Raw genomic sequence first — 15045 nt, 5'->3', positions numbered from 1 at the left:
TCAGGCACCTTGTGGGAAAGTCGTTACAAATCCAGTGTGGTGCAGTCGGATTCATATTTGCTCGCTTGTAGTCGTTACATTGAATTGAATCCTGTGCGCGCTCGCATGGTCGCCAACGTCGCAGACTATGCATGGTCGAGCTATCGAAGCCGGGTAGATGATGAATCTGGTGGGGGCTGGTTGGATGCTGATCCATGCTTCATGGCCTTAGGTGATACCCCTATGGAGCGGTGGCATCGGTATGAAGAGTTTGTGCGCCAGACCATTCCGACTGATCAGCTTCGATTAATCCGCGCTGCTTTGCAGCGAGGTCAACTGACGGGTACAAGCCGTTTCGTAGATGAGGTCGAGCGGATTGTGGGTATGCGGGTAGAGCAGCGAGGGCAGGGGCGGCCGAGGACTGAGCCGGGAAAATAAATCTGTCCCCTTTTCTGTTGCTGTCGGTGCGATGGCGGCGGGAGTGAATGAGACGTTCGCTAACCAGTTGCGGCGGATGTCGGCTCAGATGAGTCCGGAGAACCGTGACCATCTTATGCTCATGTCTTCGCAATTGCTGGGTGTGGTGGCTGCCGCAGCTGTGGCTGGTGATGATGCGAATAGTCTACAGACCGGCGCGTATGTGGCTGGCAATGCGACCCAGTACAACAACCTCAATCACCCCGATATGAGTGACTTTGTCGGGGACATGAATGCCTGTGGTAGCAGCGAGACTTGTCAGAAAAACACGTGGGAAGGGGGGAAGTACGAACAGATCAGTAACGAAATCACCGATTGGTCGGAGAAGGCCGTCAGTGGTGCATTTGCGAAATCCTTGCTGACCTCGATCCAGGGCGGGCTGACCGCACTGAATGACCTCAATTGCACGACGGCGACTTGTACGCAATACAAGGACACCCTGACTGAGCGTGCGTTGAACGACCTGACGAACTTGGCGAAGGTTACTGACACGTGGGAAAACGCAACAAGCGTGGCTACGCTGGTCATACCGACCTCAGGCGGCGCGCGTGGTGCTGGCGTTGGCGAAGGAGGGATTTCGCCTAGGGTTCAGGCGGCTTTGGATAAGTTTACGGAAGCCAAGGCCGTACGTACGGGAGCTTCTACGGGCAAGAACGGCAGCACGCCGCTTGGGGGGCCGGATGCTGAGGCGGGGATGCCTTATACTCATCCGGTTAAAGAAAATCCAATAAGGGATGCTTCTTTTGGTGACATTAAGAAGGTACTGGAGTCTGCTCAGGCTCCTTATAAGGGTAGTACTGTGGTGGGGCACGCCTTGTCCAAGCACGCTGGTAGAAATCCAGACATCTGGGGTAAGGTTACCGGCTCAATGAAAACTTGGAACGAGCAGGCGATGAATCATCTACGTGAGATCGCCCGGGCTCCTGGAGAGTTCAAGCCAATTACGACGGACAAAGGAATTCCTTTCTTGGAGAAGCGCTTGACGGATGGCCGGGGAATACGCCTGAATATGGATGGAACATTTAAAGGGTTCGTGGATTGATTATGACTACTGAATCTTATGAAGTGATTTTTGAGGGCGTGCCCGACAAGGCGTTGTTTGCGCTGTTAAAGGTGATCGAAGGTAATGCTGATACACTCTCTGATCTGACACTGTCGGAGCCTGTCGAGCTTCTAAGTAAAAGCGGTATTTATAAGAAGCTGATAGATGATTTTTGTACTCGTGTAGAGGATGTATGTTTGTCAGAGCGTCTTGGTGGCTTCCATGTTTCGCCGGCACTGACACTTCCTTCGGTTCTGTTGAGAGCGGTCAAGTGTGGGGGGAGAGCCGATGTCGAGTTATCTTTTGATAATGTTGTCGCTTCTGATGTTGATAGTGTGATGCTGGCTATGCAGATATATGCGAGTAATTTGTCTAGTTTTTTTGGGGTGACAAAATTTTACGGTGGGTTAGAGCCAGCTGTAGATGTCGAGACTCGATATTTCACTAATGATTTGTTGGGGCCTTTATCCTGTGCTCCATTGAGGTAACGTAGGAAAGGGGGACACCCATTAGCCGGGCTCAAGTCAAGGCTAAAAGCCAACTCCGGGCATCTCCCACGAACTCCGCAATGGCCTCTGGTGTGCTGAGATATTCTGCGGGGTCAAATTCTGTAAAGGTCTCAATCATTTTGCTCTCCGCGTATGTGAAAAACGGGCGATCCAAGGGTCGCCCGTTTTCGTTATTCAGCAGCTTGCGCCCGCAACCTCCTCCCAATCACATCCAACACATCACATCCATCGCGAAGCGATATCGTCAGCAGCTTGCAAAAATCAGAAAGCACCACCGTATGGCAAAGGGGACAGATTCTGAGGGATCCCCACAAATCTATGCCAATGCCTGCGCCTCTTGATGTACCTCTGCTCGCAACGCGTGCTCAAGTCTCTCCAAAGTTTTTCGAGAGTTTGAGCCGCGTCCGCTACGCCAGTATTCCAGGCCCAGCCGCCATAGCGATAACACTCGTCGGCGTTTAAGGCTATTGCTTTGAAAACGGCGCTCATGCCCCGCCTCGCGGGCCTGCAACCCCGTTAAACAAATGATTTAATTAGCCAGAGCCGAGATCAGCAAAAGTACTTCGATTCGGCGTGGGCAGTGACTCCGATGGCGAGTGACGCCTATGCCAAAATACTCACTTTTTACATCTCTGAAGCCTTCTTCTATCTGCATGGGGAAAAGGGGACATGGGGAAAAGGGGACAGATTTATTTGGGGAAAAGGGGACAGATTTATTTGATTTTTTGCTACGCTGAAAGCTTCCATGGAAGAGGAATCAAGTATGCCTAAGATGGGACGTATTGTTTTACCGAATTACCCGCATCACGTAGTCCAGCGAGACAGATACAGTCGGGGGGAGGGAAAGACTCGATCATAGATTTCAGACCGGATCTGTCCAAACCACTAGGTCCGCAGATTAATACTGCTTTTAAACGACTGCCTCAGTCAGCGAGGGACCAGTTAATCAGGAATGCTGAAAAAGGTTTGAAACGTCTACAAAAAGCAGGAAATATGTAAATGGGCAGTGGATATGCTGTTATTTTGGGAATGGGATCTAGCTTGCCTGATAGAGGGCTTTTACTCAGTCAAGCTTGGGGTGACGTTCCCGTCTCTTATATCCAAGATCATGAAGATACTAATGAGTGCACTTTTCTCGACTTGAAAGTAAATAAGTGGGAAGTTAACAGTCAGTGGAGTAATAAACAGGTAAGTGAGCCTTGGATAAGGATTGAAATGCTTAAAGGGCAAGCACTAGAACAGTATATGCAGGGCGAAGGTCTTCCTTTTCCTATAGAGGTTGAGCACGAAGCTCTAATGATTTTTGAGTTGGATGAAGGTGGTACTGAGTTAGACGAAATGCTGTTGCTGCGTCTCCTATCAGTTTTTTGTGGCAGCTCTAAAGTCTACAGGTTGTCCAACTGTATTGAAGACGGAAGTGAAAGTATCATCGATACTTTGCCGTCGTGTCACACTGTTCGCGAGCTATTGATCAAGTGCGAGTAAATGGATGCATTTGTAAGGCATATAGAAAAGTATAGAAAAGGAAAAGAAAAAGAAAGAGGGGGCAGATTTATTTAGGTCAGGAAAATAAATCTGTCCCCTTTTTGCTCGTTAGTAATAATGGCTTTGTTGTCGGTGCAAACCCAAGGGGGAGTGTTAAGTGAAATATATAAAGCTGATGGCGGACTATCAGTGTTTTCCTATCTGGAATATGTCGCCTGATGAGTATGGAGATATTGATCCTTGTGAGCTTCCCATATCTAAAGAGCTTCAGGTGCGAATATTAAAATGGGCTGCCATTTATGATGAAACGTTAGATGTTGATTATCCGCCAAACTCCGGATTCAAGAGTGAGGAGGCGGAGCATGAATTTAGGCGGGAGGGGGAGCGGTTAGCCATTATGTTGAGAGAAGAGCTGGGGACGGATTTCTCTGTTGTGCTCAAAGTTTAAAAGGAGGCGAAGGAAAAGAAAGGAAAAGGAATTAATCGGGCCGCTTAAAAAGCTCCTGGAATACACTAGTCTCTAGAAAAGGGGACAGATTTGAATGGCACTTCCTTAGCGGCTAAGTGCTTGAGCTGAAATAGAAAATGAAGAGGGGCTGGTTTTGGTCTAAGTGGTCTGTCCCCCGGATTTGACGTCTACTATGTTACTCAACCACAGGAACGTATTACTGTCACGAGCGTATCGTGCCTCTGAATCAGATTAATAAATCAGAAACGGGCGACCTTCAAGTCGCCCGTTTTCATTACTCCGCAGCCTGCGCCCGCAACCGTCTCCCAAGCACATCCATCACATCACACCCATCGCGCAGGGCTATCGTCAGCATTTTGCAAAAGTCAGAAAGCACCACCGTATCGGAGCTGATATCCGAGCGGTACGCGATGTTTTCCAGCAATTGGGTCACGGTGCGAATGCGGTAATCGGCCGTTTCGAAAAGGACATCGAGCGGGGCTTCGGTGTCGATGAGCAGGGTAGCGGGGATGCAGTCGATGCCGGTGATGGGCATGTATCTCGTCATAATCAGAGCCTCGAAAATTAATGAGTCTCTCTGTTGAGCAGGTCGCCAAACCTGACCGCTTTTTGGGGCGACGAGGGACTATAGGCTGGCTCGCTCCAGTGCCACAAGACACCGCTTTCCGAGCTTCATGTAGGACGTTTGGCTCGGTATTTGTCGGCTTAAAGCGGGCGACTGCTGCGCAGTCGAGCGGGAGCAAGCTCCCTCGCCACAGGGATGGTGCTCGACTTGGTTGGTTTGTGCATCAGCCAGGAAGCAACTGTGGGGGCCTTCGTATTTATCGTGGCGACGGCTTCAGTCCTTGCTTCCCTCTTCCTGTCCCTCGTCCCCCTGTCCCCTCAGAGACCTGCTTGTCATCCTATCTGTCCGTTTCGAAGGAAGTTTCCGGTTCTGCACGGGATCTTTCATACCTTTATACGGGAGGCGTCTGATTTCAGATGAGCGGCTCCGACAGTACTCTCCGGGATGGAGGCGTCCCGCGTCGAGTGCCGAATGAAGCTCCAGCGCCGGAGTTAATTCCAATTTTCGCCAGTCAGCCGATGGCTGTGTCACCGAACTATCCGGGGCTGTGCATTTCTGCCGAGAGGCGTATTGTGTATGTACATAAGTAAAGACATAAAGCCCCATGCTGTTTGAATGGGACGAAGCCAAGAACCGGGCCAATATTCTTAAGCACGGTATCGACTTCAACGACGTGCCGGGCATCTTCCATCATCCGATGCTGGCCGTGCGCGATGACCGAATGGACTACGGCGAAGAGCGCTGGATTGCCGTCGGCTGGATCAAAGAGTTGATTGGCGTAGTCGTGTATACCGAGCTGCGAGGCGATGTGATCCGCATCATTTCCGCCCGAAAAGCCACTAAGCAGGAGGCCATACGTTATGTCGAAAACATCGAAAACTGACTGGGAGCGTTTGGCCAAGTTGAATGACACGGACATCGATACCAGCGATATCCCTGAACTGGATGAGGACTTCTTCCGTCGCTCCGAGCTGCGTGTGCCGGTAAAGCAGGCTGTGACTATTCGCCTCGACGCCGACGTGCTGGAGTGGTTCAAGGGGCAGGGCGCGGGCTATCAGACACGCATCAATCAGCTTCTTCGCCAATACATGCAGGCTCAGCAGGGCCATCGTCGATGAGCAAATTAATGCTATGAAACGGGCGACTGAGAAGTCGCCCGTTGTCATTAATTCTGTAACCTGCGCCCGCAGCTCTCCCGATTTACATCAAACCTATCGCACAGCGCTGTGGTTAAGGCAACGCAGGCGACTGCTGCGCAGTCGAGCGGGAGCAAGCTCCCTCGCCACAGGGATCGCGCTCGACTTGTGCGGGTTGGCGCATCAGCCATGGCAGCAGCTGTGTGGCTTGGCCTCGTCGTATTTATCGTGATGGCGCACCCAGTCCATGATTTCGTCTTCGTTGCGGCCCTTTGGCGTCAGGTCGAGGTAGTTGTAGGTGCCGACCAAAATGTCCAAGCCGCGGGCGTAGGTGGAGTAGGTGTGGAAGATGTCGCCGGCTTCGTTGCGATAGAAGACGCTCAGGCCGGGGAGTTCGCCTTCGGTGGTGTCGGTTTTTTCGTAGTTGTAGGTGGCTTTTCCACCGGCGGTGTCTTCGGCTTTGAAGCTGACGCCGAAGTCGTAGTTGAAGTCGCAGCCGTTGGACGAGACCCAGTCGAACGCCCAGCCCATGCGGCGTTTGAACGCCTGGAACTCGGTAAAGTGTGCGCGGGAGACGGCGACCACGGCCACGTCATGGTGGGCCAGGTGTTGGTTGGCGCCGTCGATGTGGTCGGAGAGGAAGGAGCAGCCCTGGCAGCCTTCTGTCCAGCCGGGGCCGAACATGAAGTGGTAGACGATCAGTTGGCTGCGGCCGCCGAACAGGTCGCCCAGGCTCAGTTCGCCGTTGGGGCCTTGGAAGCGGTAGGGTTTGTCGATTTTTACCCAGGGCAGGGTACGGCGTTCGGCGCTGAGTTTGTCCCGTTCGCGGGTGAAGGCTTTTTCGTGGGCCAAGTGTTGGCGGCGGGCGGCGAGCCATTCTTCCCGCGAGACGACCGGATGATTCTCTACGTTCATGGTGATTTCTCCTGCATGGCAGAGCTGCTGAGTGGACGCTTCAGCAACTGGTCGTTTGGCCTTCGATGAATTCGACAGGCCGTTGGTCGGCTCAAGGCAGAGACCACCCGGAAACCCGGCTGAACGGCGGCGCAGCGTCTCGGTCACAACCTAGGTAGGCATCTCACTCTTTAGAGGATGGACCAGGATGACGACTTACAACTGGGACTTGATCGAAAAGTTGTTGCACGAAGTGCAGAACGGCGCCGGCCACAGTTTTACGCCTCGGCCTTATGCGGAGGAATACGCGGCTCGGAAGGCGGCGGCGGGTGAGGAAATCGAGAACCTCGATCATCTGAAAGCGGTCGCCGGGGAGTATGAAAAGTTGCTGCTGGAGCGTGGTTATATCGAGCCGCGACCGGAGGAAGAGGGTGGTAATGGCGAGAACTTCGTGCTGACGCCCCGTGGCTCGCGGTTGCTGAGCCTGATCGACAGCAGCATTCCGGGCAATGACCATCCGCGCCAGGTGTTGGATGAGCAGGAAGATGCGCTGGATGAGTTTACCTTTGATGATTTGGCGTCCAAGGCGCAGATTGCCTGACAGGCCTGCACTGAACCCTGTGGGAGCGAGCTTGTGTGGGAGCTGGGCTTGCCCGCGATAGCATCACCTCGGTTCACCTGATAGACCGAGTTGCCTGCATCGCGGGCAAGCCCAGCTCCCACACAAGCCCGCTCCCACATTGGATCTTCAGTGGTTTAAGTTCGTGCTTACTCAGGATCGTGCTGCTTTCAGGCACTTCAAATCAGTGAAGTCCTTCTTCACCCCGTCGATTTTCTTCAGCAGCCGTTCGCGCTGGGACGGGGTGCTTTCGGCCATCAGGTCCACCAGCAGGCTGCGAGCCTGGGCTTCGGTCTTGCTGAAGGCCTCGCGATAGGCGGGGGTCCAGAGGCTTTCGCGGTTGACCAGCAACTGCTCGATGCGTTTGGGAAAGTCTGGGCTGTGGCGTTGGGCCACGGCTTCGCTGAACTGGTTTTGCCAGTGGGCGCGGTTGGCGATCCATTGCTGGTTCTGATCGCCCAGGGCGGTGGACCAGGCCGTTACCCGTTGGCGCTGGGCGTCGTTGAGCGGGCCGAGCCAGTCGTCAAGGCGTTTGACCATGCGTTCGCTGCGTTCCTGGATCTGCTCCTGCAACGTCGGCTTGAGGTATTGCTGCTGACGTTTGCGCTGGTCCTTGACGAAGGCGGCGTCCATGTCGGCGACTTGGTCGTCGCTCAGGCCTTGCAGCAGTTCGATGGCCGAGGGGGTGATTGCACGGGCGGTTTCGGCGATAGCGGCCTTGGCTTCCCGGGTGCGCTGTTGCAGGGCTTGGTCGGTCACCTGATTGGTCTGCACCATGGTTTCCAAACGGTCTAGCCAATCGAGGTAGCCGGGCAACTGGGTGGTGCAGTGCCAGGTCAGGTGTTCCTTGAGGCGTTCGTTGAACCAGTCTTTCTGTTCGCCGTTGATCTCCAGGTAATCGTTCAGGGTCCAGGGGATGATCAGGTCAAGGTTGCGGTAGGCCAGACCTACGCGGCTGCAGGCGGTGAGCGTCAGCAACAGGGCGATGAACATGGCGATGCGTGTGAACCAGCGCGACATGAGCGAGTCCTTGCAAAAACGTAAGTGTCTTGTTTGAGCATGGCAGGCGCGCGGCAGTTCAGCCGATTAATGCGTAACGTTTAGTAAAAAGGGTGGGCCATCTTGAGGGTCAGCAGGCTGTCGCATTCGCTGTTGTGGCCGGAATACGCCGAGCAACTGCTGCCGCTGAGGCTTGAGTCGCTGTAGATCAGATCCAGGTCGAGGCCCTTCCACGGACGGGAAATCTTCAATGACCAGTCGCTGAAGCTGCCTACATAACCGTTCTCGACCGAGACCGGTGTATTGAGCTGGTGGGTGGTGTATTTGGCGCTGATACCAATGCCGAACGGCACGTTGCCGCCCAGGTCGGCGAACAGCGTGCTGTTCTGTTTGTCCGGGTCGTTGCTCAGCGCCGCGCCGAAACGGCTGCCGAGCACGGTCAGGCCGCCGTAGAACTCCTGGCTGTCGAGGGTATCGACGGTAGGGTAGCTGTAGTGGATCAGGCCGACTTCGTAGCCCAGGGTCTGGTCGAAGGGTTGTTTAAAGCCTATGTAGGAATCCACCTCCAGATCAGCGGACACGCCTGCGCTGGGTGACCACTGGCCAACGTACCAGCCGCTGTCGTGGCTCAAATCCAGGCCACCATGAAACGAACCGGTGCTCGACGGCGTGACCAGGCCTTGGGCCATGCTGCGGCTGGGGGTGGTGCCCAGCTTGAGGTCGAAGTCGCCGAGTTCGCGTTGGAACACCTGCCCCTGGGCGAGGGAGCACGTCAGCAGGCTGATCGCCAGCGCAACAATAGGAATACGCATGCTTCACTCCATGAAATAGCGAGGAGCAGGAACTAAGCTGAAACGCTTGAGCTAGAGAGGTGCAAGGATACCGGCGAATGATCGGCAGCGAAGGCCGTTCGTCGATTCATACGAAATGGATAGGACGGGGAGGGTTCCAGTCCAAGCGCTTCGAAGCTCAAAGCGCTTTGGGACCAGGTGACGCGCAGGTTACTTCTTGCCCAGGCTGATCTGCTTGGATGGGCCGAATGTCTGGCCGCTGACGCCTTTGGCAATTTGCTGGATCTCGCCGCCGGACTTGAGGAACGCAGCGATCTGGTCGTTGATCGACTCGCTGGTTTCAACGGCTGGAGCTGGCTTTGATTTGCTGTTGGATGCTTTTACGCGCATGACGGCCATTAACCTGTAGATAATTAATTGGGCCAGGCATCGTACAGGAAATACTTGACAATTGCTTGGCAAATATTCTTCTGAAATATCGCTAGCGTGACGGAAATAATTGGCCGTTATCCGGCAATAATTGCCCTAAGCCTCTGTTTTAAATAACAACCGTGTGAAGAATATTGCGCCGAGAACGGATGACCCGCACCGTTACCGGCCTGACGAATGGCTATGCCTCGGACGAAAACCCAGGAAAATCAACGCTTGTGCCGGGCCTTCCAGGCAAACCTTGCGGGCAGCCACGAATCGCGCCGCAAAACCGGGTAGAATGCCGCCCACGCAATGAGGGTATTGGAAATGGCTTTAGTCGGGCGCTACAACAGTTTGCAAGTGGTTAAACACACTAACTTCGGTTTATATCTGGACGGCGGTGCGGACGGCGAAATCCTGCTGCCCAATCGATATATTCCCAAGGATATTCCCAGTGAAGATGAAGACTGGCTCAATGTTTTCATTTATTTGGACAGCGACGATAAATTGATCGCCACCACGGAAAAACCCAAGGTTCAGGTCGGTGAATTCGCCAGCCTGAAAGTGGTTGAGGTCAACAGCATCGGCGTGTTCCTGGACTGGGGCCTGCCCAAGGACCTGTTGCTGCCGTATTCCGAAGAAAAGCGCCAGATGACCGCCGGCGAATACTGCGTGGTGCACGTCTACCTCGACAAGCACACCCGCCGCATCACTGCCACGGCGCGCCTGGATCGTTATCTGGACAAGACCCCGGCCAACTACACGCCGGGCCAGGAAGTGGATTTGCTGGTCGCCGAAGCCACCGACATGGGGTTCAAGGCGATCATCAATAACAAGCACTGGGGCCTGATCCACAAGAATGAAATCTTCAAGTTCATGCGCGCCGGCATGCAGGAAAAAGGCTTCATCAAGGAAATCCGCCCGGACGGCAAGATCAGCCTGAGCCTGCAGCCGGTGGGCCAGGAGGCCGCCACCAGCCTGAACGCCAAGATCCTCGCCAAGTTGCGTGAGAACAACGGCACCCTGGCGGTCAGCGACAAGAGCGACCCGGCGCTGATCAGCAGCCTGTTTGGCGTGAGCAAGGGCAACTTCAAGAAGGCCATTGGTGCGCTGTACAAGAATGGGCAGATTGTCATTCATGTCGATCGCATTGAATTGAGCTAACTGCACACAATCCCTGTGGCGAGGGAGCTTGCTCCCGCTGGGCTGCGAAGCAGCCCCAAATCAGGTGCGCTCAATCAAAGCTGACACACCGAGGTTGCATGTTCGAAGGGGTCGCTTCGCGACCCAGCGGGAGCAAGCTCCCTCGCCACTGGTTGATCTTCGCTGTATACAAACTCCTGCACCTTTAGCATGCACCCGCGCCCTGTTCGTGGGCGTATGCCTGTTCCTGCGCGGCGTTCCGCTGCGCCACACACCCCGGTTTGTCTCACATCCTGCGCCTATGGCACGCATTCTGCGTAGCAACGCGTATACAAACCATGCCGGCTCCCGTGCGCAGTATGGTGAGCAGGTCGCTACGGGGGCACGGCGGTACTCAAAGGAGCCCCGCAATGTCCGAGCAATTGCCCAACGGCTACAGCCCCCGCCTCTATAACGAGGACCTGGGCCCGCTGCCGCAGAAATGGAATTGGTACAACATCTTCGCGTTCTGGATGAGTGATGTGCACAGCGTGGGCGGTTATGTCTTCGCCGCCAGTCTGTTCGCCTTGGGTCTGGCGAGTTGGCAGGTGCTTATCGCCTTGCTCGGCGGGATCTGCATCGTGCAGTTGATCGCCAATCTAGTCGCCAAGCCGAGCCAACAGGCGGCGGTGCCGTACCCGGTGATCTGCCGACTGGCGTTCGGGGTGTTCGGGGCGAATATTCCTGCGGTCATTCGCGGTTTGATCGCCGTGGCCTGGTACGGCATTCAGACGTATCTGGCCTCCAGCGCGCTGATCATCGTGGTGCTGCGGTTTTTTCCTTCGATGGAAGTCTACGCGACGCCGCATTTTGCCGGCTTGTCCTACCTCGGTTGGTTCGGTTTCCTCAGCCTGTGGTTTGTCCAGGCGCTGGTGTTCTGGACCGGCATGGAATCGATCCGCCGTTTTATCGACTGGGCCGGGCCGGTGGTGTACGCCGTGATGTTCCTGTTGGCCGGCTGGATCGTATGGAAGGCCGGTTGGAGCAACATCAGCTTCACTCTGGCGGAAAAGTCCCTGTCCGGCTGGCAGGCGTTCGGCCAAGTGATCGTGGCGACGGCCCTGGTGGTGTCGTACTTTTCCGGCCCGACCCTGAATTTCGGCGATTTCAGCCGTTACTGCCGGAGTATGTCTGACGTGCGCCGGGGTAATTTCTGGGGGCTGCCGGTGAATTTCCTGGCGTTCTCCCTGGTCACCGTGGTGATTGTTTCCGGGACCTTGCCGGTGTTCGGTGAAATGCTCCACGACCCGATTGCCACCGTGGCGCGCATCGACAACGACGTGGCGGTCTTGCTGGGTGCCTTTGCTTTTGTGACCGCCACCATCGGCATCAACATTGTCGCCAACTTCGTCTCGCCGGCCTTCGACTTCGCCAACGTCGCCCCCAGCAAGATCAGTTGGCGCGCCGGCGGCATGATCGCGGCGGTGGCGTCGATTTTCATCACGCCGTGGAACCTGTTCAACAACCCCGAAGTGATCCACTACACCCTGGACGTGCTGGCGGCGTTCATCGGCCCGCTGTTCGGGATCCTGCTGGTGGATTACTACCTGATCAAGAAACAGCAGATCGACGTCGATGCGTTGTTCAACGATGGGCCCAGCGGGCGCTATTACTACAGTGGCGGCATCAACTGGACGGCGGTCAAGGCGTTGATTCCGGCGACGCTGATGGGCGTGGCGATCACCTTCACCCCCGTGCTGCAACCGATGGCCAACTTTGCCTGGTTCACCGGTTGTTTCCTCGGCGGGGTGTTGTATTTCGCCTTGGCGCGACGCGAGCCGGCCACGCAGTCGAGCAAGGCGTTCAGCCCGGCCGGCCAGGCCTGATCAACGCAGGGCGGTCTGGGTGCAAGGGCTCGCCGCGCCCCGGCTGGCGGGCCGCAGCAACAGCCCGCCGGCCAGCACCAGGCCGCTGCCGGCAATGATCAGTGCCGGTTGCAGGCCGCCGCTGAAATGGCTGCTCAGCGCCGCCAGCAGGGGGCCGCTGAGTTGGCCCACGGCAAAGCAGGCGGTCAACAGGCCAGCGTTGCGCTGGGTGGCGTGGGGCGCCAGTTCCCGGGAGCGCAGCATCACCAACTGCATGCAGGCCAGGAACGGTGCGCCACACAGGATCACCCCCAGCGCCAGCCCCGGCCCGCTGCCCAGCAGGCAGGCAAATACCCCGGCGGCTTGCAACCAGAGCGTACCGATCAGCCAGTGGCCGGTGGTGTTCGGGTTCGGCCGCCGCCGGCTGACCAGCAACACCCCGCTGGCGGCGGCCAGGCCGAAGCAGGGCCAGAACAGATCGGCCAGCCATTGGCCGTGGAACTGCGCCGAGGCCATTTGCGACAGGAACGTCGCCGGAATGATGTAGCCCACGCCGTACAGGGCGTACACCACGCCCAGTCGTGCGATGCCCGCGTTCGGCGAAGGGGCGGTCGGCCCTGCGACAGGGGTTGCGACGGCCGGCTGCGGCAGGATCGGCAAGATCATCAGCAACATCGCCAAGGCCACACCGGCATACACCAGCCACAGGGTGGCGGAGGTCTGGCCCAGCAGGTTCGAGCCGAGGGCGAGCAGGCCGGTCAGGAAAATCCCCAGGCCCGGTCCGGCAAACACCAGGGCACCGAGCCGTGGCCGTCCCACCGCCGCGGCCAAGGGTTGGCTCAGGGCGGTGATCATCACCATCACCCAGGCGCTCGCCACGCCGGTGCCGAAGCGCAACGCCAGGTGCGGCCAGAAGCCCCAGGCCCAGAACGACGCCAGGGTCAGCAGCACGCACAGCCACAGGCCGCCGAGCAATCGCCGCCGCACCTGTTCCGGACGACGGGCGAACATCGCATCGAGCGCACCGATGAAGTATCCCAGGTAGTTGGCGGCGGCAATCAGACCGGCGGCGGTCAAGTCGACCTGACCTTCGCCGATCAAGTGAGGTAACTGGGGCGTCAGGGCGAAGCGGCCAATGCCCATGGCCATCATCAGCGCGATGAAACTGCCGAGCAGGCGAATAAGAGGTGACATGGTCGTTCTCCGGTGTCGGGGCGAATGACCGTCAGGCTAGGACTGATTGACTTTCATTAAAAATGAATAATAGTGAGTAACTTGTTCTTTTTTGGAGAAGGTCATGGAGTTCAGCCAACTGCGGATTTTCCAGGCCGTGGCCGAGGAAGGTTCCATCACCCGGGCCGCCGAGCGCCTGCACCGGGTGCCGTCGAACCTGTCGACCCGGCTCAAGCAGCTTGAAGAACAACTGGGTATGGACCTTTTCCTGCGGGAGCGTCAGCGTTTGCAGTTGTCGCCGGCAGGAAAAGTCCTGCTGGACTATGCGGCCAAGCTGTTCGCCTTGCACGACGAGGCCCATGCCGCCGTGCAGGGTGGGCAGCCGGCTGGGGATTTCCTGCTGGGCACGATGTACAGCACGGCGGCGACGCATTTGCCGGACCTGTTGGCGGCTTATCACCGGGCGTATCCGGCGGTGAACCTTCAAGTGCAATCGGGGCCCAGTGGTGAGCTGCTTGAAGGCCTGCTCACCAACCGACTCGACGCGGCACTGGTGGACGGCCCGCTGGAGCTCGCGGGGCTGGATGGCGTGCCGTTGTGCGACGAGCGGTTGGTGCTGATTACCGAGGCCGATCACCCGCTGGTACGCAGTGCCCTGGATGTGCAGGGCCGTGCGGTGTTCACGTTCCGGCGTGGTTGTTCGTACCGGATGCGATTAGAGGCCTGGTTTGCCCATGATCACGCGACCATGGGCCGGGCGATGGAAATCGAGTCTTACCAGGGGATGCTGGCGTGTGTGATCGCCGGGTCCGGGGTGGCGTTGATGTCCGAGTCGATGCTGGCGAGCCTGCCGGGCCGCGAGCGGGTAACGGTGCATCCGCTGGCCGAGCCGTTCGCCAGCGCCACCACCTGGCTGATGTGGCGCAAAGGCATGGTCGGAGCCAACCTGAACGCCTGGATTGAGTTGCAACAACAGGCCTGGCCGCGGGGGCCAATGCTCACGGCGCAATCGGCTTGAACTCCGGGAGGTGGATTTGGATCAATTCAGTAACAGATCATTGCAAACTGAGACGAGCATTGCGTAGAACATCGGACTATTATCAGTGCGAAGGGGCCACAGAAATCTGCCGCTCGCACCACCCTGAGGGGGCACCACGATGAAAGAGAAAATCCAGAACTGGCTTCACGACTTGGGTGTCGCGCTTGGCCTGATCGAACCGCCGATGCAACCGGTACCGATCCGCACCGATGACGAGCAACGCCGCCGCCAACCGCGCCGCCGGTAAATACACCGCAGAATTTACAGAGATCGCAGTTCCGGACCATTCAGTGAGATGGCCCGGAACTGCGATCTTTTTATTGGCGATGTGAACCCTGTGGCGAGGGAGCTTGCTCCCGCTGGGCTGCGAAGCAGACCCAAATCAGTCTCCTCAGCCCTTTCTGACACACCGAGGCGCCTGGCTTTGGGCGCGCTTCGCGCACCAGCGGGAGCAAGCTCCCTCGCCACGG

At 56.9% G+C, this 15045-nt stretch carries 18 protein-coding genes and 1 pseudogene; 12 read left to right on the top strand and 7 right to left on the bottom strand.

What is annotated here, in order from left to right:
* From BT125_RS29580 to BT125_RS27925, 3 genes are all read left to right on the top strand, one after another.
* Positions 1–417 (top strand): transposase (locus BT125_RS29580; protein WP_371857835.1); only part of this gene is annotated, 417 nt, incomplete at its 5' end.
* A gap of 43 nt (positions 418–460) precedes the next feature.
* On the top strand, positions 461–1498 hold the full coding sequence (locus BT125_RS29550; protein ID WP_177344974.1) for a hypothetical protein: 1038 nt from the start codon (positions 461–463) through the stop codon (positions 1496–1498).
* A gap of 2 nt (positions 1499–1500) precedes the next feature.
* The gene (locus BT125_RS27925; RefSeq protein WP_072412381.1) at positions 1501–1986 is read left to right on the top strand and encodes a hypothetical protein; all 486 of its coding nucleotides are present in this window, start codon (positions 1501–1503) and stop codon (positions 1984–1986) included.
* A gap of 337 nt (positions 1987–2323) precedes the next feature.
* On the opposite strand, the pseudogene BT125_RS29840 reads toward BT125_RS27925, so the two are convergent.
* Positions 2324–2659: pseudogene (locus BT125_RS29840) on the bottom strand (IS4 family transposase); the annotation flags it as partial.
* Between the two features lie 347 nt (positions 2660–3006).
* On the opposite strand from BT125_RS29840, the gene BT125_RS27915 reads away from it, so the two are divergent.
* Both BT125_RS27915 and BT125_RS27910 read left to right on the top strand, forming a co-directional pair.
* Positions 3007–3492 carry a hypothetical protein gene (locus BT125_RS27915; RefSeq protein WP_072412379.1) on the top strand — a complete coding sequence of 162 codons (486 nt, stop codon included), beginning with the start codon at positions 3007–3009 and terminating at the stop codon, positions 3490–3492.
* 157 nt (positions 3493–3649) lie between these two features.
* Complete coding sequence (locus BT125_RS27910; RefSeq protein ID WP_256573851.1) at positions 3650–3940, top strand: hypothetical protein; 291 nt, start codon at positions 3650–3652, stop codon at positions 3938–3940.
* A gap of 295 nt (positions 3941–4235) precedes the next feature.
* Here the strand turns inward: BT125_RS27910 and BT125_RS27905 are convergent, their stop codons facing one another.
* A complete protein-coding gene (locus tag BT125_RS27905) occupies positions 4236–4508 on the bottom strand; it encodes a hypothetical protein (protein WP_072412377.1) in 273 nt (90 codons plus the stop codon).
* A gap of 622 nt (positions 4509–5130) precedes the next feature.
* Here BT125_RS27905 and BT125_RS27900 point away from each other — a divergent pair.
* Together BT125_RS27900 and BT125_RS27895 are read left to right on the top strand one after the other, a co-directional pair.
* The gene (locus BT125_RS27900) at positions 5131–5409 is read left to right on the top strand and encodes a BrnT family toxin (protein ID WP_072412375.1); all 279 of its coding nucleotides are present in this window, start codon (positions 5131–5133) and stop codon (positions 5407–5409) included.
* The gene (locus tag BT125_RS27895) at positions 5387–5644 is read left to right on the top strand and encodes a BrnA antitoxin family protein (protein WP_072412373.1); all 258 of its coding nucleotides are present in this window, start codon (positions 5387–5389) and stop codon (positions 5642–5644) included. Before BT125_RS27900 ends, BT125_RS27895 begins: the two co-directional genes overlap by 23 nt.
* Before the next feature lie 201 nt (positions 5645–5845).
* Here BT125_RS27895 and BT125_RS27890 read toward each other — a convergent pair whose 3' ends face one another.
* Complete coding sequence (locus BT125_RS27890) at positions 5846–6577, bottom strand: DUF899 domain-containing protein (RefSeq protein ID WP_072412371.1); 732 nt, start codon at positions 6575–6577, stop codon at positions 5846–5848.
* Positions 6578–6764: 187 nt separating this feature from the next.
* Between BT125_RS27890 and BT125_RS27885 the strand changes: the two genes are divergently transcribed.
* Positions 6765–7157: a transcriptional regulator gene (locus BT125_RS27885; protein ID WP_072412369.1), complete on the top strand. Its 393-nt coding sequence runs from the start codon at positions 6765–6767 to the stop codon at positions 7155–7157.
* Positions 7158–7328: 171 nt separating this feature from the next.
* Here the strand turns inward: BT125_RS27885 and BT125_RS27880 are convergent, their stop codons facing one another.
* The 3 genes from BT125_RS27880 to BT125_RS27870 all read right to left on the bottom strand — a co-directional run bounded on the left by BT125_RS27880 (position 7329) and on the right by BT125_RS27870 (position 9364).
* Positions 7329–8195, bottom strand: a complete 867-nt coding sequence (locus tag BT125_RS27880; protein WP_072412367.1) for a DUF6279 family lipoprotein — start codon at positions 8193–8195, stop codon at positions 7329–7331.
* A gap of 80 nt (positions 8196–8275) precedes the next feature.
* Positions 8276–8986, bottom strand: coding sequence for a TorF family putative porin (locus tag BT125_RS27875; protein ID WP_060738696.1), 711 nt, complete (start codon positions 8984–8986; stop codon positions 8276–8278).
* A 189-nt stretch (positions 8987–9175) separates the two neighbouring features.
* Positions 9176–9364: a hypothetical protein gene (locus tag BT125_RS27870; protein WP_025212437.1), complete on the bottom strand. Its 189-nt coding sequence runs from the start codon at positions 9362–9364 to the stop codon at positions 9176–9178.
* Positions 9365–9703: 339 nt separating this feature from the next.
* On the opposite strand from BT125_RS27870, the gene BT125_RS27865 reads away from it, so the two are divergent.
* A complete protein-coding gene (locus BT125_RS27865; protein ID WP_072412365.1) occupies positions 9704–10540 on the top strand; it encodes a CvfB family protein in 837 nt (278 codons plus the stop codon).
* A gap of 389 nt (positions 10541–10929) precedes the next feature.
* Positions 10930–12384: an NCS1 family nucleobase:cation symporter-1 gene (locus BT125_RS27860; protein ID WP_060738694.1), complete on the top strand. Its 1455-nt coding sequence runs from the start codon at positions 10930–10932 to the stop codon at positions 12382–12384.
* Here the strand turns inward: BT125_RS27860 and BT125_RS27855 are convergent, their stop codons facing one another.
* Positions 12385–13557 carry an MFS transporter gene (locus tag BT125_RS27855; RefSeq protein WP_072412363.1) on the bottom strand — a complete coding sequence of 391 codons (1173 nt, stop codon included), beginning with the start codon at positions 13555–13557 and terminating at the stop codon, positions 12385–12387. It abuts the gene before it with no gap.
* A gap of 103 nt (positions 13558–13660) precedes the next feature.
* Between BT125_RS27855 and BT125_RS27850 the strand changes: the two genes are divergently transcribed.
* Together BT125_RS27850 and BT125_RS29835 are read left to right on the top strand one after the other, a co-directional pair.
* On the top strand, positions 13661–14554 hold the full coding sequence (locus BT125_RS27850; protein WP_072412361.1) for a putrescine utilization regulator PtrR: 894 nt from the start codon (positions 13661–13663) through the stop codon (positions 14552–14554).
* A 139-nt stretch (positions 14555–14693) separates the two neighbouring features.
* Positions 14694–14822: a PA1414 family protein gene (locus tag BT125_RS29835; RefSeq protein ID WP_003198971.1), complete on the top strand. Its 129-nt coding sequence runs from the start codon at positions 14694–14696 to the stop codon at positions 14820–14822.
* The last annotated feature ends 223 nt before the right edge of the window (positions 14823–15045 follow it).

The sequence above is a fragment of the Pseudomonas sp. NFACC04-2 genome, from assembly GCF_900119265.1.
GTDB lineage: Bacteria > Pseudomonadota > Gammaproteobacteria > Pseudomonadales > Pseudomonadaceae > Aquipseudomonas > Aquipseudomonas fluorescens_AA.
The sequence above is the reverse complement of the archived record's forward strand: the minus strand, read 5'-3'. Positions and strand labels throughout refer to the sequence as shown.

Coding starts and splice junctions, on each gene's coding strand:
- BT125_RS27925 (WP_072412381.1), top strand. CDS start 1,501: ATGACTACTGAATCTTATGAAGTGATTTTTGAGGGCGTGCCCGACAAG.
- BT125_RS27915 (WP_072412379.1), top strand. CDS start 3,007: ATGGGCAGTGGATATGCTGTTATTTTGGGAATGGGATCTAGCTTGCCT.
- BT125_RS27905 (WP_072412377.1), bottom strand. CDS start 4,508: ATGACGAGATACATGCCCATCACCGGCATCGACTGCATCCCCGCTACC.
- BT125_RS27900 (WP_072412375.1), top strand. CDS start 5,131: ATGCTGTTTGAATGGGACGAAGCCAAGAACCGGGCCAATATTCTTAAG.
- BT125_RS27895 (WP_072412373.1), top strand. CDS start 5,387: ATGTCGAAAACATCGAAAACTGACTGGGAGCGTTTGGCCAAGTTGAAT.
- BT125_RS27890 (WP_072412371.1), bottom strand. CDS start 6,577: ATGAACGTAGAGAATCATCCGGTCGTCTCGCGGGAAGAATGGCTCGCC.
- BT125_RS27885 (WP_072412369.1), top strand. CDS start 6,765: ATGACGACTTACAACTGGGACTTGATCGAAAAGTTGTTGCACGAAGTG.
- BT125_RS27880 (WP_072412367.1), bottom strand. CDS start 8,195: ATGTCGCGCTGGTTCACACGCATCGCCATGTTCATCGCCCTGTTGCTG.
- BT125_RS27875 (WP_060738696.1), bottom strand. CDS start 8,986: ATGCGTATTCCTATTGTTGCGCTGGCGATCAGCCTGCTGACGTGCTCC.
- BT125_RS27870 (WP_025212437.1), bottom strand. CDS start 9,364: ATGGCCGTCATGCGCGTAAAAGCATCCAACAGCAAATCAAAGCCAGCT.
- BT125_RS27865 (WP_072412365.1), top strand. CDS start 9,704: ATGGCTTTAGTCGGGCGCTACAACAGTTTGCAAGTGGTTAAACACACT.
- BT125_RS27860 (WP_060738694.1), top strand. CDS start 10,930: ATGTCCGAGCAATTGCCCAACGGCTACAGCCCCCGCCTCTATAACGAG.
- BT125_RS27855 (WP_072412363.1), bottom strand. CDS start 13,557: ATGTCACCTCTTATTCGCCTGCTCGGCAGTTTCATCGCGCTGATGATG.
- BT125_RS27850 (WP_072412361.1), top strand. CDS start 13,661: ATGGAGTTCAGCCAACTGCGGATTTTCCAGGCCGTGGCCGAGGAAGGT.
- BT125_RS29835 (WP_003198971.1), top strand. CDS start 14,694: ATGAAAGAGAAAATCCAGAACTGGCTTCACGACTTGGGTGTCGCGCTT.